29 protein-coding genes, 2 pseudogenes and 1 riboswitch are annotated in these 24733 nt (G+C 34.3%); of the genes and pseudogenes, 19 read left to right on the forward strand and 12 right to left on the reverse strand.

Annotation, left to right across the window (positions count from 1 at the left end):
- Positions 1-17 precede the first annotated feature (17 nt).
- Positions 18-578 (reverse strand): cysteine hydrolase family protein, encoded by a 561-nt coding sequence (locus tag NSS97_RS08420; RefSeq protein ID WP_002064579.1) that lies wholly within the window; start codon positions 576-578, stop codon positions 18-20.
- Positions 579-760: 182 nt separating this feature from the next.
- Here NSS97_RS08420 and NSS97_RS08425 point away from each other — a divergent pair, with 182 nt between their 5' ends.
- Entirely contained in the window at positions 761-1021 is a 261-nt protein-coding gene (locus NSS97_RS08425) for a DUF6123 family protein (RefSeq protein ID WP_001195213.1), read from the forward strand.
- Positions 1022-1023: 2 nt separating this feature from the next.
- On the opposite strand, the gene NSS97_RS08430 is transcribed toward NSS97_RS08425, so the two are convergent.
- From NSS97_RS08430 to NSS97_RS08440, 3 genes are all read right to left on the reverse strand, one after another.
- A complete protein-coding gene (locus NSS97_RS08430) occupies positions 1024-1929 on the reverse strand; it encodes a DMT family transporter (protein WP_002189044.1) in 906 nt (301 codons plus the stop codon).
- Between the two features lie 13 nt (positions 1930-1942).
- Positions 1943-2329, reverse strand: a complete 387-nt coding sequence (locus NSS97_RS08435; protein ID WP_000573873.1) for a reverse transcriptase-like protein — start codon at positions 2327-2329, stop codon at positions 1943-1945.
- Between the two features lie 70 nt (positions 2330-2399).
- Positions 2400-3272: an aldose 1-epimerase family protein gene (locus tag NSS97_RS08440; RefSeq protein ID WP_341112163.1), complete on the reverse strand. Its 873-nt coding sequence runs from the start codon at positions 3270-3272 to the stop codon at positions 2400-2402.
- 132 nt (positions 3273-3404) lie between these two features.
- Positions 3405-3449, forward strand: a riboswitch (PreQ1 riboswitch).
- A gap of 6 nt (positions 3450-3455) precedes the next feature.
- On the opposite strand from NSS97_RS08440, the gene NSS97_RS08445 reads away from it, so the two are divergent.
- Positions 3456-3944, forward strand: coding sequence for a QueT transporter family protein (locus tag NSS97_RS08445; protein WP_002011909.1), 489 nt, complete (start codon positions 3456-3458; stop codon positions 3942-3944).
- Positions 3945-4305: 361 nt separating this feature from the next.
- Here NSS97_RS08445 and NSS97_RS08450 read toward each other — a convergent pair whose 3' ends face one another.
- Positions 4306-5661 carry a transposase gene (locus NSS97_RS08450; RefSeq protein ID WP_341112165.1) on the reverse strand — a complete coding sequence of 452 codons (1356 nt, stop codon included), beginning with the start codon at positions 5659-5661 and terminating at the stop codon, positions 4306-4308.
- A 35-nt stretch (positions 5662-5696) separates the two neighbouring features.
- Positions 5697-5933 (reverse strand): annotated as a pseudogene (gene tnpA, locus NSS97_RS08455) (IS200/IS605 family transposase); the annotation flags it as partial.
- A 306-nt stretch (positions 5934-6239) separates the two neighbouring features.
- Here tnpA and NSS97_RS08460 point away from each other — a divergent pair.
- Positions 6240-6899 carry a ribonuclease H family protein gene (locus NSS97_RS08460; protein ID WP_002126525.1) on the forward strand — a complete coding sequence of 220 codons (660 nt, stop codon included), beginning with the start codon at positions 6240-6242 and terminating at the stop codon, positions 6897-6899.
- 12 nt (positions 6900-6911) lie between these two features.
- Positions 6912-7088: a zinc-finger domain-containing protein gene (locus NSS97_RS08465; RefSeq protein WP_002011906.1), complete on the forward strand. Its 177-nt coding sequence runs from the start codon at positions 6912-6914 to the stop codon at positions 7086-7088.
- Between the two features lie 32 nt (positions 7089-7120).
- Here the strand turns inward: NSS97_RS08465 and NSS97_RS08470 are convergent, their stop codons facing one another.
- Together NSS97_RS08470 and cspB are read right to left on the reverse strand one after the other, a co-directional pair.
- Positions 7121-7369: a DUF2564 family protein gene (locus NSS97_RS08470; protein WP_002011905.1), complete on the reverse strand. Its 249-nt coding sequence runs from the start codon at positions 7367-7369 to the stop codon at positions 7121-7123.
- A 119-nt stretch (positions 7370-7488) separates the two neighbouring features.
- A complete protein-coding gene (gene cspB, locus NSS97_RS08475; protein WP_002011904.1) occupies positions 7489-7686 on the reverse strand; it encodes a cold shock-like protein CspB in 198 nt (65 codons plus the stop codon).
- A gap of 260 nt (positions 7687-7946) precedes the next feature.
- On the opposite strand from cspB, the gene NSS97_RS08480 reads away from it, so the two are divergent.
- From NSS97_RS08480 to NSS97_RS08515, 8 genes are all read left to right on the forward strand, one after another.
- Positions 7947-8675, forward strand: coding sequence for a YqcI/YcgG family protein (locus tag NSS97_RS08480; protein WP_002030884.1), 729 nt, complete (start codon positions 7947-7949; stop codon positions 8673-8675).
- A 139-nt stretch (positions 8676-8814) separates the two neighbouring features.
- On the forward strand, positions 8815-9447 hold the full coding sequence (locus NSS97_RS08485) for a LysE family transporter (RefSeq protein ID WP_107887790.1): 633 nt from the start codon (positions 8815-8817) through the stop codon (positions 9445-9447).
- 19 nt (positions 9448-9466) lie between these two features.
- Positions 9467-9760 carry a hypothetical protein gene (locus NSS97_RS08490; RefSeq protein ID WP_002011898.1) on the forward strand — a complete coding sequence of 98 codons (294 nt, stop codon included), beginning with the start codon at positions 9467-9469 and terminating at the stop codon, positions 9758-9760.
- 82 nt (positions 9761-9842) lie between these two features.
- On the forward strand, positions 9843-10472 hold the full coding sequence (locus NSS97_RS08495; RefSeq protein ID WP_002126527.1) for a sterol desaturase family protein: 630 nt from the start codon (positions 9843-9845) through the stop codon (positions 10470-10472).
- A gap of 234 nt (positions 10473-10706) precedes the next feature.
- Positions 10707-11048, forward strand: a complete 342-nt coding sequence (locus NSS97_RS08500) for a DUF485 domain-containing protein (protein ID WP_002011894.1) — start codon at positions 10707-10709, stop codon at positions 11046-11048.
- 2 nt (positions 11049-11050) lie between these two features.
- A complete protein-coding gene (locus tag NSS97_RS08505) occupies positions 11051-12601 on the forward strand; it encodes a solute symporter family protein (RefSeq protein WP_002011892.1) in 1551 nt (516 codons plus the stop codon).
- A gap of 189 nt (positions 12602-12790) precedes the next feature.
- Positions 12791-14140, forward strand: a complete 1350-nt coding sequence (locus NSS97_RS08510; protein ID WP_341112168.1) for an aspartate aminotransferase family protein — start codon at positions 12791-12793, stop codon at positions 14138-14140.
- 65 nt (positions 14141-14205) lie between these two features.
- Entirely contained in the window at positions 14206-14484 is a 279-nt protein-coding gene (locus tag NSS97_RS08515; protein ID WP_044438089.1) for a DUF3986 family protein, read from the forward strand.
- Positions 14485-14547: 63 nt separating this feature from the next.
- On the opposite strand, the gene NSS97_RS08520 is transcribed toward NSS97_RS08515, so the two are convergent.
- On the reverse strand, positions 14548-15711 hold the full coding sequence (locus NSS97_RS08520; RefSeq protein ID WP_107887788.1) for a cation:proton antiporter: 1164 nt from the start codon (positions 15709-15711) through the stop codon (positions 14548-14550).
- A 267-nt stretch (positions 15712-15978) separates the two neighbouring features.
- Between NSS97_RS08520 and NSS97_RS08525 the strand changes: the two genes are divergently transcribed.
- Both NSS97_RS08525 and NSS97_RS08530 read left to right on the forward strand, forming a co-directional pair.
- Positions 15979-16809 (forward strand): MerR family transcriptional regulator, encoded by an 831-nt coding sequence (locus NSS97_RS08525; protein ID WP_002086530.1) that lies wholly within the window; start codon positions 15979-15981, stop codon positions 16807-16809.
- 89 nt (positions 16810-16898) lie between these two features.
- On the forward strand, positions 16899-18254 hold the full coding sequence (locus NSS97_RS08530; protein ID WP_107887796.1) for an MATE family efflux transporter: 1356 nt from the start codon (positions 16899-16901) through the stop codon (positions 18252-18254).
- Between the two features lie 38 nt (positions 18255-18292).
- On the opposite strand, the gene NSS97_RS08535 is transcribed toward NSS97_RS08530, so the two are convergent.
- A complete protein-coding gene (locus NSS97_RS08535) occupies positions 18293-18958 on the reverse strand; it encodes a DUF421 domain-containing protein (RefSeq protein ID WP_002126540.1) in 666 nt (221 codons plus the stop codon).
- Positions 18959-19160: 202 nt separating this feature from the next.
- Between NSS97_RS08535 and NSS97_RS08540 the strand changes: the two genes are divergently transcribed.
- The 5 genes and pseudogenes from NSS97_RS08540 to NSS97_RS08560 all read left to right on the forward strand — a co-directional run bounded on the left by NSS97_RS08540 (position 19161) and on the right by NSS97_RS08560 (position 22394).
- On the forward strand, positions 19161-19697 hold the full coding sequence (locus NSS97_RS08540; protein ID WP_306475273.1) for a YdcF family protein: 537 nt from the start codon (positions 19161-19163) through the stop codon (positions 19695-19697).
- A gap of 147 nt (positions 19698-19844) precedes the next feature.
- Positions 19845-20162, forward strand: coding sequence for a DUF4870 domain-containing protein (locus NSS97_RS08545; RefSeq protein WP_002011879.1), 318 nt, complete (start codon positions 19845-19847; stop codon positions 20160-20162).
- Positions 20163-20327: 165 nt separating this feature from the next.
- Positions 20328-21062 carry an oxygen-insensitive NADPH nitroreductase gene (gene nfsA, locus NSS97_RS08550; protein WP_107887795.1) on the forward strand — a complete coding sequence of 245 codons (735 nt, stop codon included), beginning with the start codon at positions 20328-20330 and terminating at the stop codon, positions 21060-21062.
- Between the two features lie 174 nt (positions 21063-21236).
- Positions 21237-21782, forward strand: coding sequence for a sigma-70 family RNA polymerase sigma factor (locus NSS97_RS08555; RefSeq protein ID WP_044438094.1), 546 nt, complete (start codon positions 21237-21239; stop codon positions 21780-21782).
- Between the two features lies 1 nt (position 21783).
- Positions 21784-22394: pseudogene (locus NSS97_RS08560) on the forward strand (PH domain-containing protein).
- A gap of 201 nt (positions 22395-22595) precedes the next feature.
- Here the strand turns inward: NSS97_RS08560 and NSS97_RS08565 are convergent.
- Positions 22596-23321, reverse strand: coding sequence for a sulfite exporter TauE/SafE family protein (locus NSS97_RS08565; RefSeq protein WP_044438095.1), 726 nt, complete (start codon positions 23319-23321; stop codon positions 22596-22598).
- A 172-nt stretch (positions 23322-23493) separates the two neighbouring features.
- A complete protein-coding gene (locus NSS97_RS08570) occupies positions 23494-24714 on the reverse strand; it encodes an MFS transporter (RefSeq protein WP_016094413.1) in 1221 nt (406 codons plus the stop codon).
- Between the last annotated feature and the right edge of the window lie 19 nt (positions 24715-24733).

Consider the following 24733-nt stretch of genomic DNA (forward strand, 5'->3'; position numbering starts at 1 on the left):
TGAAGGATTCTTTTTCGTTAATCACGATATTGGTCGTGAGTTGGCTGAAAGAGATCTTCCTCGATATCTCTCACCATAGAAAAATGATCAACATTATAATGACCGTGTAGAGTTTTATTATGATGACCAATAATTTGCTCTGCAGACAATACGTCAGAATCAGTTGTGGAATGACCATTTTTAATTAATGTAACGTCAAATCCTTGTACAGTAGCTGTTCTAACTGCGGTGTCAATGCAATGTTCTGTTTTACATCCCCCTATAACAATATGATTAATTTTTTCTTCTTTTAAAAGTTCAAGTAAAGAAGTGCCATAGAATGAGTTTGTTGCTGCTTTATTAATAAGGATTGCAGACTGAGGTACTTTAATTTGATTATGTACTTCAAATCCTACACCACTACCAGAAGCAACATCGATATCTCTTACGAAAACAATAAGGGCATTTGAATCTATTGCTTTCTGTACGGCTGTATTTAGTGTAGATAATAGCTCGGTTTTACGAAAAACTTCATTTTCTTGTTCATTTCCATCAATTAATTCTTGCTGAGCATCGATAATTAATAGTGCTTGTTTCATTCGATATCCCCTTTAATATAAAATAAATTCCACTTTACATATTCTTTTATATTGTAAGGAACTCCTCTTTTTTCTAAGAAGTAGACGATAGATTTACAAAGTTGTCAAATAAATTTCATTCTCATAGAGTATAAAAACATGTATGATAAGAAGTGGAGAATTTTTGAGTAGGTGGGAATATCATGCAAACAGTAGAAGATTATCTTTCATTCTTACATACGAAAGGATTTAAATTATCAGAGGAAGCACAAGGATTTATTATGTTCGGACAAGGATATACTGGTGCATCTGATGGGATTGTGAACGTAGCAATAGAAGCGACGATTAAACATCAATTACAGTTTGATGGCAGTTATTTTGTTGCGTTATTAGAACGATTGAAAGAAGAAGAAATTACAGATAAAAAAAGCGCTAAGGCTTTTATGCGGAAGTTACAAGCGTAACTTCACGCAGCCTGCGCTTCTTTTTTTGTTTTGGAAGGTAATTCAACAAAAACCATACCTAGGAAAATACATAGACATCCAATAATAGCAGAAATAGAAAGCTGTTCATTTGCTACTAGAACACCTGTTAATGCTGCAAAAACAGGCTCCATTGCGAAGATTATTGCTACTCTCGTTGGAGAAGTGTGTTTTTGTGCAGAAGTTTGAATGAAAAAGGCAATTGATGTCGCAAATAGGGAAGTTAGAAATAGAGCGAATAAAAAGGATTGATTCGTCCATAGTGAAACTGAAAATAATTTTTCCCAATCTTCAAACAAAAAAGCGCAAATAGAAGAAAATATACCGACAGCTAATACTTGAGAGGTGCTTAGTAATAAAGGTGATATTTTCTTAGAAAAGAAACCGTTAACAAGAATATGGGCAGCAAAAGCAACTGCACAACCGAGAACGAGTATATCTCCAATGTTTAATTGAAAAGAATCACCAGCCGTTAATAAGTATAAACCTGCTGTTGCTACAGCAATACCAAGTACGATGAAAATTGTAGCCCGCTGTTTTAAAAAGATAAAAGATAGGATTGGAACCATAACGATGCTAAGTCCAGTTAAGAAACCAGCTTTTGAAGAGGTTGTATAAAGTAAGCCGAATGTTTGTAATAAATAGCCAACACATAAAAAGAATCCAACAATCAATCCAGCGAGACTACTCTGTTTTATATCTTGTTTTGAAGTTTTTTGTGAGAAAATCATTTGAACGAATAATAAAATAATTCCAGCGAATAAAAAGCGAATCCCATTAAAAGTAAATGGACCAACGAAAGACATAGCATTTTGGACGACAACAAACGTAGCTCCCCAAATAAAAGAGACAAATAATAAAGCAAGAGGAGCAATCCAATCTTTTTTCACACTCATACCCCCGTTAATTTTGTAAGATAGCTTTCCTAGCCAATTCATCAGCAACTTTATTTTGACTACTTGGAATCCACTTAATAAAAAAGAGATCGAAACTTTTTATGTACTGCAATGCTTCCTCTAATAGTGGTGCAAACATTTTATTTTTTGCGTATTCTTTTTCGACAGCTCGCTCGACAAGTTGCGAATCTGTACGAAAAGAGACAATGTTATAATTATGCTCCGTGCAATATTTTAATGCCGCAAGTAAGGCGTGGTATTCTGCTTCATGATTGGACATTGTCCCAAGGGGCAATGATAATTGTACAGCTGGTTGCACCCCTTTAATAAACACTCCAGCACCAGAAGGACCAGGATTTCCTTTTGATGCACCATCAATATATACTTCAATCAAAATGAGAAACCTCCAAATTATAAGATGATCCCCTACTTATATGTTTTTTTGAAGTAGGGGATAGAGTACTTTAGCCGATTGTAATACTATAACGACATGTAAATGTTTCATTCGCTTGTAAAGATTGAATTCCTTTTTTTTCCTTGAAATCTTTTGCCGGATTTACTTCATCAGCAATACCGTACCAAGGTTCAATACATAAGAAAGGTGCGTTTTCGCCTGGTGTCCATACGCCGACAAATGGGAATCCGTCAAATTCTACTTTTACAAATTTATTATGTTTATGAGAACGAATAGAGATTTCATCCGTATTCATATTTTCAAAAATAAGCGCATCATTTTTGAATAAATCGTATGTAAGTGGTAATTCATTCGTATTTTCAGCAATTAATTGTTTTTTACTTGAAAGATAAGGTCCTTCTAATACGCTTGTTTCTAAGCGTTCAGAACCATTAAATGCTAAATGATAATCAGTAAATGATTCGCCCTCTAATAAGGGGAAGTTGAAACCAGGATGTGCTCCGATTGAGAAGAACATCTCTTTTGAAGCAGGATTATTTACTTCATATGTTACATGGACGATTTGTCCGTCTAGCTCATAAGAAACGAGTAATTCGAATTCGTATGGGTATTTTTTTAATGTTTCTTCATTACTAGTTACAATATAAGTGATTTTCGTTTCACTTTGTTCTTGTACAGAGAATGTAAGATCACGAGCAAAGCCGTGTTGTGTTAAAGAATACGGTTTACCATCTACGTAGTATGTATTATCTACTAATCGGCCGACAATTGGGAATAAAATTGGTGCGCGGCGCCCCCAATAAGTAGAATCGCCTTGCCATAAGTATTCAGTGTTATCTTCTTTTAAGCGAACGCTTTGTAATTCTGCACCTTTGTCAGAAATGGAAACCATCACTTTTTCATTTTGAATTGTTGCTGTCATGAAGTGAAACCTCCTAAAACTTTCATATGTTTTATTATACGTTTTCTAAAAGAAAAAAGGTAGTTAATGATAGGAATCTATTGACGAGAGAGTGTCTATTGCGTAGAATATATTCTTGTTGCTTAAAAAACGAATAACGTGGTTCGAAACCATCCCACGTAAAAAAACTAAGGAGATTTTGTCATGAATATAAGGACATTAGTCGGTAATGGTATTTTAGCGGCATTATATATTGCTGTTTCTATGCTTATTCAGCCATTTGGCTTTACCAGTGTACAGTTTCGTATTTCAGAGATGTTTAATCATCTCGTTGTATTCAATAAGAAAGCAATTTACGGGATTGTATTAGGTGTATTTTTAACGAATCTCTTTTTCTCACCTATGATCGCTTATGATTTAGTATTTGGAGTAGGGCAATCCATTCTTGCATTACTTGCAACTATTATTTCTATGCGCTTCATTAAAGGTGTTTGGGCTCGTATGATTTTTAATACAGTTATTTTTACAGTCACAATGTTTATGATTGCAATTGAACTTCATCTTGCGTTTGATCTGCCATTTTTATTGACATGGCTAACTTGTGCAGTTGGTGAATTTGTTGTAATGGCAATTGGTATGCCTGTAATGTACTGGATTAATAAGCGAGTGCAATTTGAAAGATTTATGCAATAGATGAAAGAGCTGTCCTTACTTAGGATGGCTCTTTTTGTATGTGATTAAATTGTATATAATACTGTGACTCTTGGTCAACTATCCCCACTGTGATGAAACGTTTCAGTGGGGGCTTGAGTTAGAACTCTAGGTCTTTTCATCTATCGCTAGACAGTTTGACGCTCTAGAATTCATGCCACCTTACGGTAACACCCCAAGTAAGTTTTTGGTTGGTACTAGAAACGAACAATCGTTTCCCCACTTGCACCACCCTTTTGAAAAAGAGCAGTTCTTCCTTATGGAAGAAGCCACCACTCAGATGAATCCAGCGTGTGCTACAAGCCCCGACAAGTCGAGTACACATGGATGGTTGACACACCCACTAAGCTATGCACGAAGCAACAACCTTACGTTTTTGCACTTCTAATAGAATCGGCGTTTTCACTTTAAGATTTTCATCCAATTCTACAACTCTTGATTTTTGCAATGTATTCAACGCACCATTAATATCCGCATGGATACATGTTCCTGCTTTACTTTGGTACAGACCACGAGTGATTCGTTTGCCACTAAAGCGATAATACGTCTTATCATCCTTAGACCAAACTGGAACCGGATCTTTATCAAGAAAACTAGCTTTTGAAGTATAGCTTTCTTCTTGTTTTAAAAATCGTATACCTTCTTTTATACATTTATTCTCAATTGCTGCAATCAGTTTATGAAATGGGATTTGAACAAATTTTTGGTTATTCTTTTTTCCCATATCAGATTTTTGTTTCCAACCAGTGTTATACCCTACGACAACCGTATCTATGTTGCATGCTTTCACTTTTTTGAACAACAAACCTACAGTTTGTGAAATGTAACCATTTATTTGTCTTTCTCGTTTATGCCAAAGTGCAGCCATTTTATTCGTTACAACACGTTTGGAAAGTCCATTTTCCACATTTTTCAGTTGGAGATTACGTATCATTTTGTTGAAGTACTGGTTAATGGATTTTAATTTTTTCCCATCAATTAAAAATGCATCACCTGTATTTGTTACGCAACTTAATAATCTATCTACACCTAAATCGCAACTCAAAGCGTTACTAGTAGTCGTGGATTGTTTCTTCATTTGAGAAACGTGCATCTCATATGTGTAATGCACCTCAAAGAACCGACCTTTTTGCTTCGGTACAATCTCAATGTAGGAGATTTTTTTATTTCTTACATTTTTAGGCATACGTATTTTAATGGAACCGAATTTTTTTCTGAATGCCACATTCATCGGAATCAGCCAATACCCGTTATCATCCACTTTTGGAACTTGATAGATTTCAATAATTCGTTTGTCAGTTGAACCGGAATAATTCGGAAACTTAGGACGCCCTGTGAAGGTTTCTGGGTTTTTTTTCCACTGTTCCAATGCTTTAAAAAAGCTCTTCACTTCTGTAAATAAGGCCCTACGAATCGCTTGAACAGAGTTTGATTGAATGCCCCAGTAGTTCATATCGGTTTGCATGGCAGTATCCACTTCTTTTACAGTAGCCATCTTGTTATTATTCAAGTAACTTTGTTTAATCGTGTACAATCCAACATTTCGCAATGCTTTTGAACTATGTGACATGCGCTGAAGTAAACGAAATTCTTTTGCTGTGAGACAAGCTCGTCCGATATTCTGTTTCTGCGTGAATCGTTGCATGGTTTCTCTTTTCTTTTGTTTACGTAATACTTTCACTGCTTTCTTTCTAGCCATTGTTTTCACCACCTTTCTCAGAGAGTTCATTAAAATTATTGCTTTCCTTGTGATTCAATGTACTTACGGATAGAATCTATAGGTACACCGCCCGTTGTTAAAAGACAATAACTTCGAGACCAAAACATTTCTTTCCATAGATCATGTTTTATCTTAGGAAAATCCCGTTTCAGGAAACGAGAACTAACACTTTTGTAACTGTTAATCGCTTTTGACAAAGCATTATTTGGAACGAAACGGAACAAAATATGAACATGATCTTCATCGTAATTCCTTTTGGCTCAAGTAACCAAATGATTATTATTATCCAATTTCGTTGTCTTACGATATATTCCCTCCTTATCTACGACAGATTATATCGTAAGACAAAAAGAAACAAATATTCGCCCTCAAAAAATTGTTATGAACGAAACAAAAGTGTTTGGTCTACCTTCTGACGGCAATTCATCTCCACCTGAATTGTTGGGTTTCACCCGTAACGCAAATCAGATGGAGTCTGCTTGCCGAAAGGGATAAAATAAAGTGAGGCTTTCATTAGCTGGCTACATATAAGAAGTCTTATAAAAGGGGAATCTAGTATGAAATATAAAATACATTGGTTGTATAAAACGAAGCGTGGTTTACAAACTGAATTAACAACAGATTATATGAACATAGAAGAAGTGCTTCAATTTGCGGAGGATTTTGAGAAAACAGGTAGGGTGAAAGAACTTTTATTTTTCGATGAAATGGACGCGGAATGGTCATTAAAAGAAATGAAAAAACTGAGTAAGCAAGTGGAGGAAGATCCGCAAGAAATTCAAGTTTATTTTGATGGTGGTTATGATGTACAGACGAAAGAAGCTGGGGTTGGTATATGTGTATACTATAAAAAAGGAAATACAAATTACCGAATTCGTCGCAATGCATACATAGAAGGCATATATGATAATAACGAAGCGGAGTATGCAGCATTATTATACGGGATGAATACACTCGAGGAATTAGGAATTAAATATGAAGCAGTTACACTTCGTGGAGATTCTCAAGTTGTACTGCAGCAATTAGCTGGTGAATGGCCTTGCTATGATGAACATTTAAATCATTACTTAGATCAAATTGAACAAAAAGCGAAGCAAATGAAATTAAAACTTATTTGTGAACCGATATCTAGAAAACAAAATAAAGAGGCACATCAATTAGCAGCGCAAGCATTAGAAGGGACGACAATTGATAGTCATAAAGAAATAACCGAATAGAGAGGTGCACACGTGAAGAAGAAGCAACTCATTACAGAGGTAAATGACTTATTAGAAACGTATTGCGGAGGGTGTTTCCTGCAGGAACATAATCGGAAAAATCATAGTAAATACTATGCCCATTCTTTTTGTATACGGCAATGTACGGTTGGAGAGAAGTTGAAAAAGTATGGGGAGCAATTGTCATAAAAAACATCCAGAGAATTTTCTCTGGATGTTTTTTAGTGCTTCGCTTCATGTAATTGATGCTCGCATTTACTTAATTTTTTTTCTTCATTCATTAGAAATGGCTCATCTAAATCCGTTGCAACGGATTTCATGATTTCAAGCTGAGAACGAGCCGATTCTACTGCAGTAGTGGCATGCTCTAATGTGTCTGGATCCATTGAAATTGTTGCAGAACCTACCATTTTTTGTGCAGTTTCTACACGGAATTTTACTTCTTCAAAATCATTTACATGTGACCCCATTGTTATTGCCTCCTTTGTATTTTGCGCATTTCACATAGTTTTTGCTCTGGAAAACGGAAATATACAAAGGAATAACAAAGGAGGTTACCAAGTAAGGTAACCTCCTGTCATAAGTGGGATTAAAGTTTTGCCACGTTAGCAGCTTGAGGTCCACGGTTTCCTTCAGTAATGTCGAAAGATACTTCTTGACCTTCCTCTAAAGCTTTGTAGCCGTCGCTTTGAATAGCAGAGAAATGTACGAATACATCTTCAGAGCCTTCCATTTCGATAAATCCAAAACCTTTTTCATTGTTAAACCATTTTACTTTTCCTTGCATGTCACAATTCCTCCTAAAAACGATTCCTTTTTTCATTTAGTGAAATTCATTAAAAAATAATAAAAATAAAAAATGCTATATTCTCGAATATTCTGCTAAATGATTAATTTAAATATACATGAATTGGTAGAATTTAGTCAAGTAAGCGTTTTTAAAATTTTGTATTTTGAATTAATTTTTTCTTGAATTTTTAAAAAGGTATAGGACAAGCCGAGTATGTAATATTCTTAAGTGAATGCTGTACATAATGAGGTGAAAGAATGGATGAGTCTTATTTATTAGATAATGAAGGGATGAAAAATAGAGTCGACATACCGAATTGGGTTGCAAAAGAATTTCATGATTTTTCGAGTGTCGTGTTAGAACCAACCTTCCCGTGTTATTTCGGTTTAACAGCTTTGAAGAAGAATGAACTTCGTTATTCATTTCTCTCTCATAATGATTGGAGTCATTTGCCCAATACAATGTTAACTTTTTTGGAGCTAATGAAAGAGCGGCCGATTGTAAGAAGAGGATTTTTTCTTTTTGTGGAACCGGAATGTGAAGAAAAATCAATCGAATATTATCGAGATTATTTTTGGAAAGTACTACAATATTTGCATGAACAAGATAATCAATTATGGCCAAAGCAAATCCCGAAAAATCCAGACCATCATTTATGGGAATTTTCATTTGGTGGTGAACCAATATTTGCATTTGGGAATGCGCCAGCTTATAAACAGCGAAAGACTAGGCATTTAGGAAATTCTCTCGTTATTGGATTCCAGCCACGAACTATTTTCGATGGATTAGAAGGAGATCGTCCTAAAGGGTCGTATTCAAGACAAATGGTCCGTGAACGAGTTGAAAAGTGGGATCAGTTGCCGAAGCACCCTAACATTAGTCACTACGGCGATCCTAATCATCGTGAATGGAAACAATATTTCATAGGGGATGATATTGAGCCGATTAAAGGTAAATGTCCTTTTCATCATAGGGTAGAGAAATAAGAGCCATCAACTGGATGGCTCTTTTGCATATTTTGGATAAAAAAGGGTATTGTATTAGTGAATAATTTTTATGAAAGCTAGTCTATTTTCTTTATTTGCATCATTACTTAATAGTAAAAGAAGTAGAAAGGATAGAGTGATGTTTGGAGCAATTATACAACAAATAGTATTAGGTATTTCATTAGCTGCACCTGTAGGTCCGATTAATATTGAAATGTTAAAACGAGGAATTGAACGTGGATTTTGGCATGCGTGGATTGTTGGAATCGGAGGAATGACTGCTGATATTTTGTTTATGCTGCTTATTTATTTTGGTTTATCTTCTGTGTTTATGTATACATATGTACAAGCTTTTATGTATTGCGCTGGTTTTTTCTTGTTGTTTTATTTAGGGTTTCAAAGTGTAAAACAAGGAATTTCTCACTCTAATATGGAATATAAACAAGAAGAGATAGGTGGCCTTAAACAATCTTTTATGGCAGGATTTCTAATTGCGATATCCAATCCATTAAATCTCGTTTTTTGGTTTGGTATATATGGAAGTACACTTAGCTCGTTGCTTATAAAGGTAACAAAACAAGAAGCTTTTTTGTACAGTCTTTGTATTATTGTTGGTATTATTTTGTGGAATTTAAATATTGCTTTTTCTGTACATTTTGGAAGAACTTTATTAAAGAAAAAAGCACTTGGCTATATTACAGCCGGAGCAGGTATTATTTTAGTAGGATATTCTATCCATTTTGCATACAAAGCTTTACAGTTGTTCATATAAGATTGAAGGGGAGATTTTTATGTATCGAACCACTATTGATGGAAAAGAAATTATCATCACTTTAGCACCAAAAATCCGAAAAGAAATTACTGATAGGAATCCACTATATGAAGCGGTATTTAAAAATGCAGCAAGGTTACTGCAAACGAAACAACCAACGTTTGCGGTAAATCATGAAGTATTTGGTCTCATTATTGGAGAAGTACAAAGAGGAGAAGTAACAGTGTTTGCAGTAGAACACATTATTCCGAAGCAAAATATATTTGGTCCGAACACTTTTTTCTCGACAATAGAACAGCAGGCAAATTTGTAAAGTGAATGGAATAAGAATGAAATAGAAAAAAATGGTCGTAACGATATGTTGCGGCTGTTTTTGTGGAAAAGGGGGAAGTAAGATGAAGAGAGTGGTGAAAGAGTTTTTTTTACAACATGATATTGTTATTATGTATAGTGTTCTATTAATTTTTATTATTATTTTAAAAATGCAATTTTTTACATGGATTGGTATGTTAGCGTGTATGTTTGGGATTGTTTTTTATACGTTTAACGAATATATGACACACCGTTTTTTATTCCATTTAAAGCCGCCTAAAAACGCATTTTTATTAAAAATGTTAAGAAGATTACATTATGATCATCACGTATATCCAGATGATTTAAAACTTTTATTTTTGCCTGTATGGTTTAGTATACCTAGCTTTACTATATATTTACTTATAACGTATGGTATTACAAAAAGTGTTACTGTTACACTTTCATTCGGAATCGGAATGATTATCATGCTCCTCGTTTATGAATGGAAACATTATATTGCACATAAACCGATTCGTCCCTTCACTAAGTTTGGAAGATGGCTAAAAAAACAGCACATATTACACCATTATAAAAATGAAAAGTTTTGGTTCGGAGTTTCAAATCCAGTATTCGATTTTATATTTAGAACACTTAAAGATGGAAAAGACGTTGAATTAAGTGAAACAGCTCGTAATTTAGAAAAGGAGACAAAGAAAGAAGTAGTGCGATAAGCACTACTTTTTTATTCTATTAATGGGAATAAAAGTTTAATCGAATCAATCAAATTTTATGTTAAAAAAGTATATTGAAAATTTAGGAGAAAATGACGAAAAATGTCTATCGAAAAATCTTTGCAGGAATGTACGGATTGTCTAAAATGAAAATAAGTTTCTGAATATTTATAAAATTTAGTCTTTGTGTATGCAAGGTGAATTGTATTTTAAGTTAAGAGAGGGGACCAGAGAATGAAACGAGATGATACGTCAGCACGTAAGTTAAAAAATGAGGTGAATTATACAGAAGTTGTTCAGTCTGAAGAGTTTCAATTGTTATTAAATACGAAAAAGAAGTTTATCATTCCGATGAGTATTTTCTTTTTAAGTTTTTTTATAGCACTACCTATTTTAACATCGTATTCAAAGGTGCTTAATACACCGGCGTTTGGTGATGTGACATGGGCATGGGTATTTGCTTTTGCGCAATTTATTATGACATGGTCATTATGTATGATTTACAGCAAGAAAGCCGAATCCTTTGATGAAATTTCGCAAAAAATTCTGCAAGATATGCAAAAAGGGAGGGGCTGAATTTGAATACTACTGCGTTTGCACTATTTTTAATTATTGTTCTTGGTACGCTCGTCATAACCTATTTTGCATCAAAAAAAACGAAAAATGCGAGTGAATTTTATACGGCTGGAGGGGGATTAACTGGCTGGCAAAATGGTCTGGCTATTGCTGGGGATTACATGTCTGCTGCGTCATTTCTTGGTATAGCCGGAGCGATAGCGTTAACTGGGTTTGATGGGTTCTTTTATAGTATCGGCTTTTTAGTTGCTTATTTAGTTGTTCTATATCTTGTCGCAGAACCGCTTAGAAATTTAGGGAAGTACACGTTAGCAGATATGATTGCGGCACGTTTTGATGCGAAAAAAGTTCGTGGTATAGCAGCGCTTAATACGATGACGATTTCAATTTTTTATATGATTGCACAATTAGTTGGTGCGGGTGCACTTATTAAACTATTATTAGGTATTGAATATACAACATCTGTATTAATCGTAGGTACACTTATGACTGTGTATGTTATTTTTGGAGGAATGACAGCTACGAGCTGGGTTCAAATTGTAAAGGCTGTACTACTTATGGCAGGGACATTTATTATTTCTGTTATCGTTTTCTCCAAATTTAATTTCAGTGTGACTGAAATGTTCGCTCACATGAAAACAGCTACTCCATTAAAAGATTCGTTTTTAAATCCAGGAGTAAAGTATAAGGATGGTCTTGATACACTTTCTTTAAATTTAGGACTAGTCCTTGGTACAGCGGGATTACCACATATTCTTGTCCGCTTTTTTACAGTACGTGATGCAAAAACTGCACGTCAATCTGTTGTATATGCGACATGGTTAATTGGCGCGTTTTATATTATGACAATTTTCTTAGGGTTTGGAGCAGCAGCGTTTGTAGGAAATGAGGCGATTATTAAAGCAAACCCTGCTGGTAATATGGCAGCACCTTTATTAGCAAAAGCATTAGGCGGAGATTTCTTATTTGCTTTCGTATCAGCAATTGCTTTTGCAACTATTTTAGCTGTAGTAGCAGGACTTGTGTTAACAGCAGCATCAGCATTCGCGCATGATTTTTATAATGAGATTATCCGTAAAGGAAAATCAACGGAAAAAGAGCAAGTGTCAATGGCTCGTTATGCGTCTATTGGAGTAGCGATAGTATCTATTATACTTGCTTTATTTGCTCAAACATTAAACGTAGCATTTTTAGTATCACTAGCATTTGCGGTTGCAGCGAGTGCAAATTTACCGGTTATATTATTTACAATCTATTGGAAGCGTTTTAATACAACAGGAGCAATTTCTGGTATGATTGTTGGTCTTGTATCAGCGATTGTTCTTGTAGCGTTAAGTCCAAATGTTTGGAACCCAGTAGCTGGAAAAGCTATTTTTGTTGGAGAAGCGATATTCCCATATACGACACCTGGAATTATTTCGATCCCGCTCGGGTTTCTTGCAGCATATTTAGGAACTGTTTTCTCTAGTAAGAAAGAAGATGCAGCGAAATTTGATGAAATTCTTGTGAAATCTAATACTGGTCATGGTATTAGTGATGCATCTTCGCATTAAAAAAGAGGAGCTTTTCGAAATATAAGAAAAGCTCCTCTTTCTTTTGACATTTTCTTATAAATATTACTTTAATTTTGGTAGGATTTGTCTTGTGTTTGTGGAATGAAAATAGGCAGGGAGAAATTTAACTCATCATGGCACCAGCGCAGCTTTGTGAAAAATAAGTTGTTATGGAAGGTGGAAGAAATGATGAAGACAAAACAAACCGATGAATTATTAGCAAAAGATGAGCAATATGTGTGGCACGGAATGCGTCCCTTTAGTCCAAGTAGTACAATGGTAGGGGCAAAAGCAGAAGGGTGCTGGGTTGAAGATATACAAGGAAAAAGATACTTAGATGGTATGAGTGGTCTTTGGTGTGTAAATAGCGGATATGGAAGAAAAGAGCTTGCAGAGGCAGCTTATAAGCAATTGCAAACATTATCATATTTTCCGATGTCACAATCACATGAACCAGCAATTAAGCTCGCTGAAAAGTTAAACGAGTGGCTTGGTGGAGAGTATGTTATTTTCTTCTCTAATAGTGGATCAGAAGCGAATGAAACCGCTTTTAAAATAGCAAGACAATATTATGCTCAAAAAGGTGAACCGCATCGTTACAAATTTATGTCACGTTATCGTGGTTATCACGGAAACACAATGGCAACGATGGCGGCAACTGGCCAAGCACAACGTAGATATCAATATGAGCCATTTGCTTCAGGTTTTTTACACGTAACGCCTCCAGATTGTTACCGCATGCCAGAAGTGGAATCGCAAAATATTTATGATGTAGAGTGTGTGAAAGAAGTAGATCGTGTTATGACATGGGAATTAAGTGAAACGATAGCAGCATTTATTATGGAGCCAATTATTACAGGCGGAGGTATTTTAATGCCACCACAAGACTATATGAAAGCAATTCACGAAACATGTCAAAAACACGGAGCACTACTTATAAGTGATGAAGTTATTTGTGGTTTCGGGCGTACAGGAAAAGCATTTGGGTTTATGAACTATGACGTTAAGCCTGATATCGTTACGATGGCAAAAGGTATTACGAGCGCATATTTACCATTATCAGCAACAGCTGTAAAAAAAGAAATTTATGAGGCATTTAAAGGAACAGGAGAATATGAATTCTTCCGCCATATTAATACATTTGGTGGAAATCCAGCGGCTTGTGCATTAGCGCTTAAAAACTTAGAGATTATGGAAAATGAAAATTTAATTGAGCGCTCTGCACAAATGGGTTCGCTTTTATTAAATCAATTAAAAGAAGAAATCGGAGAACATCCACTTGTTGGTAATATTAGAGGGAAAGGGCTATTAGTTGGAATCGAAATAGTAAATGATAAAGCGACGAAAGAACCAATTGATAATGACAAAATTGCAAGTGTTGTAAATGCTTGTAAAGAAAAAGGGCTTATTATTGGGCGTAACGGTATGACAACAGCAGGTTATAATAACGTTTTAACATTAGCACCGCCGCTTGTTATTTCAGGTGAAGAAATTGCTTTTATTTTCGGAACGTTGAAGACAGCGATGGAACGTATTTAATAAATAGAACGAGAGGAGCGAGCTGTAATATAAGGCTCGCTTTTGTTTACAAGGAGGAGCTTTTAATGGAGAAATATGATCCTAACAAACATTATCACATTGGTTATTATGAAGACGGATATGATTTAGAAGTGACAGCGTACAAAAGAATAAATGAGGCAGTTTGGGATGCATATATTCCACACTATGAGGTAGATGATTTTTACAAAAAAGTGGAGGAAATGAAGCTAGGTGAATATATAGATGATTATGGCATTAAGGTGTATTCATTTAGTAATGATATCGATGATGAAGAAGCGCGAACTATGTTTGAAAACTGGTTAAAAATGAATGGAATTGTTTAAAGATAAAATGAAAAAGGAGATTGCTCTCTTATAAGATAGCAATCTCCTTTTATTATATGAAACTTATTTACTTGCTTTTATTGCTTTATCTTTTGCACCAAAAGTGTATTTTAACATTGGTGGTGTAATCATCGTTGTTAAAATAACTACGATAACGATTGCTGTAAAGTAATCTTGTGCTAATAGGCCAGAAGAAAGTCCTGTTCCTGCGATGATAAGTGCAACTTCACCACGAGAAACCATACCAGCACCGATAATTGCAGAAGACTTTGCATCAAATCCAGTGATTCGTGCACCAAATCCACAACCGATTAGTTTTGTGAATACAGCGATAACTGTTAATGCTAAGATGAACCAAATTTGATCGCCAATACCGTCAAATGTAATATTCATGCCGATACTAACAAAGAATACTGGAACGAACATAGCGTAAGCAATTGGTTCTACTTTCTTTTCTACTTCATGTTTGTAGTTCGTTTGAGAAATAGCGATACCAGCTGCGAAAGCACCGATAATACCAGCAATTCCTAATAGTTCGCCGAAGTATGCGAATGAGAAACAGATGATAAGCGCAGCACTAACGATAGACTCAGATACGCGAAGCGGTGATAACCAACGCATGATTGCTGGAACACCTTTCCAACCAATTAAAATGATAGAAGCAAAGAATACTACTTTCTTCAAGATAATCATTGTTAAGTTAACGTCATCTGTGCCTAAGAAGCTCATTGCAAATGCTAATAAAATAACAACAAGAATGTCATCAAATACAGCGGCTCCAAGCATCGTCGTACTTTCACGTGTTTTCATTTTACCTAAATCACGAAGTGTTTGAACGGAAATACTAACACTTGTTGCACATAGAAGTAATCCTAAAAAGACAGCATTCCCTTGTTCCATACCGACAACAAGACCGGCAACGTAACCACCTACGAATGGAAGAACGATACCTCCAAGTGCAACAGCTAAAGAAGAATTACGATTTGCGTTTAATTCTTCTAAGTCTGTTTCAAGTCCTGCCATAAACATTAAAAGAATAACTCCGACATTACTTAATTGTGTTAGAAGCTCTGAATTTTCAATCCATCCGAATATAGCTGGACCGATAACGATACCAACAATTAATTTACCGAGTACAGAAGGTTGACCTAATCTAACACTAAGGTCACCAGCGAGCTTTGTACTTAATAAAATAAGTGCAATCTGAAAGAAAAATTCGAATTCCATTTGATCCTCTCCTCATCATTTTTTATTTTTATCATACGATTTCTCGGAATTTGCCTAATGATAATATGTAAAGATCCATTAAACAAAGGGTCTATTTACGAGTTCTTTTGAACTTGTAATTTGAACCTGTAATTAATATATAATAAAATTTATTAAAAATCAATGAAAAAATAGCAGATTTTCATGAGAGGATTCGTTTTAGAAACGGAGGATATAGATATATAATAGGAAGTAATAAAGTTTACATATAATGAATGGAGAAAGAAAATGTTATTAAATCAACGTTTTACAATTGGGGAAATGGCGAAAATGCATAATATAGCGGAATCTACATTACGTTATTATGATGAAAAAGGGATTTTTCATCCGTCAATTGTTGACCCTCAAACCAATTATCGTTATTACACAATTGATCAGTTTTCACTATTAGATACGATTAAATTTTTACGCCAATTGAACATCCCGTTAAAGGAAATAAAGAAATATATTGATGAACGAAATCCATCTTATGCGCTGAATTTACTTGAAAAACAACAAGAAATGATGCTGAAAAAACAAAGAGAAATCGAGTATGCTTTGGCAAAAATGGAACATAAAATCCATTTAATGAAGAAAGCGACGAAATCTGAAGCAAATCAAATTATTTATAAAAAGATACCGAAACGAAAAATTACAGCAATTGCAGTTGCACCAAATACAACGGATGATATGTTTGAATATTATATCCATTCGTTGCAAAAAAATATGAAGCAAATTGATAATAGTTTATTTTCAGGTGATATCGGTGTAACAGTTTCAAAAAAAGCATTAATGCAAAATGAGTTTCAAGCATATAACAGTGTGTTTATTTTATTGGATTACATGCCTTTTGAAGCGCATACTTCAGATGAAATAAAAGAAGGGATATTTGCCTGTTCTTATCACCATGGACCATATGAAGAAACAGACGCAACGTATACGGAATTATTAAAGCACATTGATAACGAAGGATATGAAGTGTGCGGAGATGCACTGGAACTTGCATTAATTGATTGGTCCGTAACAGAAAATCCGAAGGAGCAAGTAACGGAAATTCAAATACCTGTTGTTAAAAAATAGGCTTATATATTTTTCGATTCTCTATTGACCTTCAAGTAACTTGAAGGTTTAAACTGTGAACAGAGCATTGAAAAAGGAGCATTTATATGATGGAAACAACAGAAAAATTAAGAGAAAAACCAATTAAAAGTTTATTTATTACGTATTTAATACCAGCTGTTCTTGGGATGGTATTAATGTCGGTTAATATTGTGATTGATGCAGTCATGATTAGTAGAGGAGTTGGAGCGAACGGTTTAGCCGGAGTAAACGTAGCTATTCCAGCATTTTCAATTTTCTTCTCTATTTCATTATGGATTGGAATGGGCGGAGCAACGCTATATTCCATTGCACTAGGTGAAAATAAACTGGAAAGAGCAAGGTCTATCTTTACTCAATCTATGACAGTAGCAGTTGTTATCGTGGGCGTTTTAGCGGCTATTTGCTTATGGAGAATAGAAGATTTAGCATATTTATTTGGTGCGAATGAAGTGATTTTACCATACGCATTAGACTATTTACAGGTGTTATTAACATTTGGAATGATATACGTTTTAGAAAATATTTTAAGTACATTTATACGAAATGACGGAAATCCTAATTTAGCAATGGCAGGTCTTGTTGTAACGGCTGTATTAAATATAGTGTTCGACTATATTTTTATTTTCATCTTTGGATGGGGTGTAACTGGTGCTGCTTCAGCTACTATTCTTTCGGCGGCAATTGGTTTCCTTGTATTATTAACTCACTTCTTTAGAAAAAGTAGTATTTTAAAATGGACGAAATTCCATTTTGAATGGGATACGGTTAAACAAATTATGGTGATCGGTTTCCCAAGTTTTACAGCAGAAAGTACAGTTGCAATCGTAACGATTGGTTTTAACATTGCATTCGTTCAATATGCAGGAGAAATAGGAGTCGCTTCTTATGCGATGGTGAATAGTATTCATGCAATGACATTGCTATTATTCTTCGGTGTTGGTGCAGCGTTACAACCAATCGCTAGTTTCCATTACGGTGCAAACTTATCAGAAAGATTGCGTGAAGGATTGCAGTTTGCTATAAAAATTGCGCTTGTACTCGGAGGTATTGCAATTGTTGTCGGTTTATTCTTCGGGAAATATATTATAGGTTTATTTAATGTTCAATCGCCAGAACTACTGGAGTTAACGTTAACAGGTATTAGTTTATTCTTTATTCAATATGTATTTTTAGGCTATAACATTGTATATGGAGAGTATTTCCAATCAGTGCGACAAACGAAAAAATCAGTACTTATAATAATGAGCCGAGGTTTATTATTTGTTATCCCATTGTTATGGATTATGCCAAAAGTATTTGGTATAAACGGAATTTGGCTCGTTATGCCAGTAGCGGAAGTATTGACAGCAATTATCGTATTTACGATGAATCGTATGAAACATCCTGTTCCGTTAAACATGGCGAGAGAGAAAAAAGCAATATAGTGAAGAAAATCCCCTTGAACAAGTAAGGGGATTTTTTTTCATTCTTTTAAACTAATCGCAAAAGATCCATCTGTCTCCTGCACAGAAGCGAAAGCCACATTTTTAATATTTGTAACGCCTTTCTCCATTAACTCTGCATGTAACCACTTTTCATTTTTATGGATTAATTTTAAGTTATCGTATTGAATTTGTGAATCAACGATAAGAGCAATTGGTAAGCCTGCATACTTAACATTTATATTCAAATCTTTTGGAGTCAGAGGCACAAGTTCTCTTTTTGGTAAAATACTAATAGCTCCATTCGCTTCTAATATCGCATACTCGATTTCATGAACACTTGGATATCCTGCGACGCGAAGGTTAGAAAGCAATTCAGGGATCGGATATCTACTTTTTTGTAAGTTCTCAAAAATAATATCACCATGTTTAATTAAAATAATGGGGTGTCCGAGAATAAAACGATTTAGTTTGTTGAGTAGGCTTAATTTTGTAAGAAGCAAATGCAAACATGTAATAACGACCATACCGAGAAATGCTTGTAAAGCACCAGCGACTGGTATGGCTTGAAAAGCTAAATAAGATAAAAAGATAATAGCCCCAAAATCATGAGGAGTTAGTTGTGCTAATGCAGATTTACCAAGTAGCTTAAGTGATAGTAAAAATAAGATGAAAAAGAATGATACGTTACATAAAAAGAGAAGCAATAGGGACACTCCTTCGTGCGAAGTTGTACTTACTATTCCCGAAATTAATAGAAATATTACCTTTTGGAGGATAAATTAGGCTTAATTGGAATTCGTCTGTATACAAACGCATAAATGGATATTATGATAAAGGAAGTAAAGGGAATAGGGGTATATGGATATGAGAAAGAAGAAAATAATCAAGTATATTTTAGTTGTTATAATGATTTGCGCCGTATATGCGGGGTTTTTACAATATAACATTTATAAGCATGGGCATATGAATGCAATTGATGATGCGGATTATATAATTGTACTAGGATCGAAAGTAAATGGAACAAAACCTTCTTATTCATTGCAATATCGTATTGATAAAGCAGCTGAGTATTTAAAATTACATGATAAAACAATTGCTATTGTATCTGGAGGCCAAGGAAAAGGTGAAGATATTACAGAAGCATTAGCGATGAAACAAGGATTAATGAAACAAAATATTGCAGAAGACCGCATTATAATGGAAGATAAGTCGACGAGCACAGATGAAAATATTAAATTCTCAAAACCGTTAATTCCAGCCAATATGAAAAAAGGTATGATCGTAACAAACGATTTCCATATGTTTAGAGCGAAAAAAATAGCTGCAAAACAAGGTTTGCAATTAGAAGGGCTTCCGGCCAAAACACCGAAGCCAATTATCATTCCATCGAATGTACGAGAATATTTAGCGATTACGCAATATTGGTTTATGAATCGAATATAGTTAAAGTAATCCCGCCCAAAATTTGAGGCGGGATTTATTTCGAGGAAAATCTTACAAAAATGTCATGTTCATGAAAGGTAAAGCGATAGTTTCTGGAAAGGTTTCCTGACATAATGAAGGTAACAAAAAACTTTAGAGGTGAATCGTATGAAAGGAAATAATATTTTATCCTCGCTATGTTATTTTAGTATCTTTTTTGCACCATTTTTACTACCAATTATCGTTTACTTCGTTGCGGAAGATGAAGTGAAATATCATGCGAAAAAAGCATTCTGGTCACATGTTTTCCCATATGCAATTTTATTTGGAGGGTTAGCTTTATCAGGAGTATACGGTTTAAGTTTCAATCAGTCTGAGAGCGTTGGAATTGGGATGGTTATAACGTATGCAGTGTTTATTCTTGTAGGGATTTACTACTTCATTTGGAATATTGTTAAAGGTATTAAAGTATTGAAAGCAGCTTAACGTTGTCGTTATGTGTGTAAAGTCGATATAATTTCATTTACCATATTAATATGTATTTAAAAAAGAGCAACTCACAAAGGAGTGCTCTTTTTTTGCTTATAAGTTGTGAATAATGAAAAAGATATGTTAATTTTTTATTATGAAGAGAAAAAAGGAGTGGTTTTTATGAATGAGATGATACATAAAATGGAGCAACACGTTTCAGTTCGTAAATATAAAGAAGAACCAATTTCAAAAGAGATAGTAGAAAGAATGGTGCAAGCTGCGCAGCATGCAGCTTCCTCACATTTTGTACAGGCGTATTCTCTTATATATGTAACAGATCAGGAACTAAAGGCTAAACTAGCTGAATTATCCGGGAATCGTCATGTGAAAGACTGCGCAGCATTCTTTGTATGCTGTGCGGATTTAAAACGTCTAGAAACTGCATGTGAGAAACATGGAACAGAAATTAAATATGAGGGAGTAGAGGACTTTATTGTAGCAACAGTAGATGCCTCATTATTTGCACAAAACTTAGCACTTGCAGCTGAATCATTAGGATACGGCATTTGTTATATTGGCGGAATTCGTAATAACCCGAAAGAAGTGAGTGAATTGCTTCATTTACCGGATAAAGTATATCCGGTATTCGGAATGACAGTGGGCGTACCAAATGAAGATCATGGAGTTAAGCCACGTTTACCGGTAGCGGCCATTCTTCATGAAAATGGATACGATGAAAAGAAATATGATGAATTATTAAACGAATATGATGAAACGATGAGTGCGTATTACAAAGAAAGATCGTCAAATCAAAAAAACGTAACATGGACGGAATCAATGAGCTCATTTATGTCCAAAGAGAAAAGAATGCATATGAAAGAGTTTTTAAATGAAAAAGGATTAAATAAGAAATAAGTAAAAAGGCAAACCTGGAATGCGGGTTTGTCTTTTTTGGAGGAGAAATGTATTTTTTTGCTATCATATACATAGAAATAAAAATTAATAAATTTTTACAAAAGTGATAGAAAATGAGAATGAAATGCCAATAGTAAGTAAAAGCAGCTGCTAAAGGGGAACTGAGGAAGGAAGATGTTTATGATTTTTGATTCTGAAGAGGATTTAATTATAGCTATGAAAAAACGTGATCAAGATGCTTTGAAAGAAGTCATTGATCAATATGGAAAATTAGTTTTATACATTATTCATAAATCATTAAGTACCCCTATTGAGAAACAATATGTAGATGATTGTTATAACGATGTATTTACTGTCATTTGGTTTCATATCGACCAATTTGATATAGAAAAGGGAAACTTAAAATCTTGGATGATGGGTATTACTAAATTAAAGGCATTGGAATATAAAAAGAAAGTATATAGAGAGAACAAAATGGATAAAGACGTAGAAATAGATAAAGGTATCCATGATAGTTATGAAATAGAACAAGAAGAAGAGATTATGGAAATAGTGCAAGATTTAAATAAAAAGGATCGATATATCTTTTTAAAGAGGTATATTGATGGATATTCCATTGACGATATTGCAAAAGAATTAAAAGTAACAGCGGATTATATATATAATCGAATTTCTCGAGGTAAGAAAAAACTTCAAAAACTGTGGAAGGGGAGTGTGTAATATGGATAAAAGACTATTATCGATGTTAAACGAACTCCAATATTCAGAAGAAGAAATTACACGTTTAGAGAAAGAAGCGAATGAGTCTATAAATATAGATAAGTATTATGTGAGAAATGGAGAGTTACTAAAAAAATTAACTGTACAAATGCTAGAAGAATCAATTCGCAACGAATTACAAGCTGGTGAAGAAATTGAGAAGGAACTGTTAGTAGACGAAGGATGTATGGTAAATAGTAAAGTCATACCGAATATATTATACGCAGGAGCTACCTTTTATTATTATATCGTTTTAACAAATAAAAGGGTGATTATGAAAGGGTTAGATTGCTATTTTAAAAAAACAAATGAACATAGCATGCCAATAGAGGATATACAATCCGTTTCGCAACATAAAAAAATGAAAAATGTCTTCGAGATTAAATATAATAACAATTATATACAATTTGGAAGTAGTGCGTATGCACATGAAATTGCAATGATTATTATGGAGTTAAAAAAACGCGGAGTAAAAGTAGAAAGTATACAGATTTTGAAAAAGGGTTTTTCTTATTTTTTAATATATTCGTGATAGTAAGTGCAGGTCTTTGCTTTATAAAATATTTAATGTAAAAAGCGGCATAACAGCCGCTTTTTATCGTTTTATTTAGTATTCGATTTAAAATATTTGTCTTATGAAAGAACGATTATTGCTAATTGTAAACTGCCAATAAAGTTATTTAAGTTTTGATATAGAATGCCCCATCGCACTTGAAAATGCAGCAATAATTTCGTTTGAACCTATCTATTATTGTCCACTATCTAAAGCACCCTCTATAACAAGTTCAAACTTTCAATAAGAAGATAACCCCCCGTGCAACTTAAAAGGATATACGTAAATATTTTGAAAATCCGTTGATTAAGCCATTTGAAAATAATTTGACCTATATACAAACCTAGAAATACGATTGGAATAGCATAAAAACTTGATTCCCAAATTGTTTTGTTTGTGTCAGTAAAGAGTATTTGAGTTAGTAGACTAATGAAATATATAAATAGATAAAAAGCTAAAGTAGTTGCTCTCAACTTCTCTTTTTTCGTATCAGTTCCTGTAAAGTAAAGTAACAGGGGTGGTCCTGGCATACCGATACTTGTCGTTAAAAGACCGGATAATCCACCCACTAAGAAATCTCTAGATTTTGTTGATTTAATCTTAAAGTTGCATATTAGCATCAACGTTAATAGTAAGAGCAGGATGCTAATTGCTAATTTAAATGTGTTGATGTTAATGGAAATGAAAATTAAAATACCAAAAGGAACACCTACTATACTTCCGAAAATTAATCTTTTCAGTAGAATAAAATCAATGTCCATTCTTATTTTCCAAATGAGTGATATGGAAATAATTAATGATAAAATGATATTTATTTGTATAGCTTCTTGTGGTAGAAATAACATGAGTAAGAAAGGTGTTGCCATAATAGAAAAGCCAAAACCTGTACTTGTTTGTAAAATAGAAGCTACTAATATAATACATATGAAAATGAATATAATCTCCAAAATAGCCCCCCTACATAATCAGATCCAATAAATATTTTAACATAAAGTGAAATTTTAATCAGTGGGGGTTTTGTTCATCCCCCACTGATTATTAGCCCACACCACTCGGGATCTTACTGCCCGGCAAATAGCGGGATGAAAAGCGGAAAAATAGCCGCTTTTTATGTTGCGGTTAATATTCCAAAGATGATCCTGTAGCTTTAAAATATTTTTCTCGTGAAGGAGTCATTACCCGGAGTGCTAATAAACAGGAAAGGAAAAGAATGAGTAACGAGCTACTTATTACAGTAATTTGAACGGAAAGAAATTGTGCGGATGCCCCAATTGCTAAAATGAAAAAGATTTGAATGAAATTTTTTATTGAATCAAACACGCTATCGATACGTCCTATCATATGTACAGGGATGTTATTTTGATAAAATGTTATAAAGCCAGTACCAGCAAATGATGAAGAAATGCCAAGTAAAATGAAACCGCCTGCTGCGACTATAAATGAATTTGAAAAGGCGAAAATTACATACCCTATTGCTGTGAAAATCATACCTAATCCGATACAATGTTGAATTGGTAATCGTTTGGCAAATAGAGAGACGAGAAATGAACCGAAAACGTAAGCGGCACCAGTTATACTAACAAGCATGCTATATTCTATATCGGATAAAAACAGTACTTGATTTGTGAAAACAACTTCTTGTGAATCGAGTGCCATAGAAACAAGCATAGTAGCTTGAAATAAAACGAATATGAGAATTATGTAAGTTTCCGTTCGAGCGAATGAAAAAACTTGTTTCCAATCACTTCGTAATGTTTGTAAGAAAGTATTTGAAACCTCTTCGTTTTGCTTTGTTTGTAATGTAATGTTTGGCAAGAAGTAAATGAGAATGGTAGAAAGTAGAAATGAAAGTGAGTTGCAGTAAATAACAAAGGATGCTGAGTACGTGGTGAGAAGTATTCCAGCAAGGGCTGGACCGATAATAAAAGCCCCGCTTGTACAAAAGTTATTCCAAGCGTTGAATTGAGCGCGCTCTTCAGCTCGTATGAGCATTGTTTTATAAGTAAATGAAGCTGGATCGAAAAATGATGTAGCAATGCGAGTTAAAAAGATAAAAATATAAATGACCCAAATAGAATCAAATAGTGGAATACAGCCAATGAGAGCTGCTCGAATTATATCTGTGATGAGCATAATTGACCGTTTATTTAATCGATCTACAATACTACCAGACCATATTTTTGTAACAACGGTGGCAATTGGACCGACAATCCATAGGCCTGCTACAGCAGCGGGAGAGTTTGTACTATTTAACACCATTAAGTTTAGAGCTATGAGGTACATAAAATCACCTAAACGAGAAATGCCTGTGCCCGACAATAATAATAATTTATTTTTCATGGGTATATGGACCTTTCTT

Source organism: Bacillus sp. FSL R12-0074 (assembly GCF_038005725.1).
Taxonomy (GTDB): Bacteria; Bacillota; Bacilli; order Bacillales; family Bacillaceae_G; genus Bacillus_A; species Bacillus_A mycoides.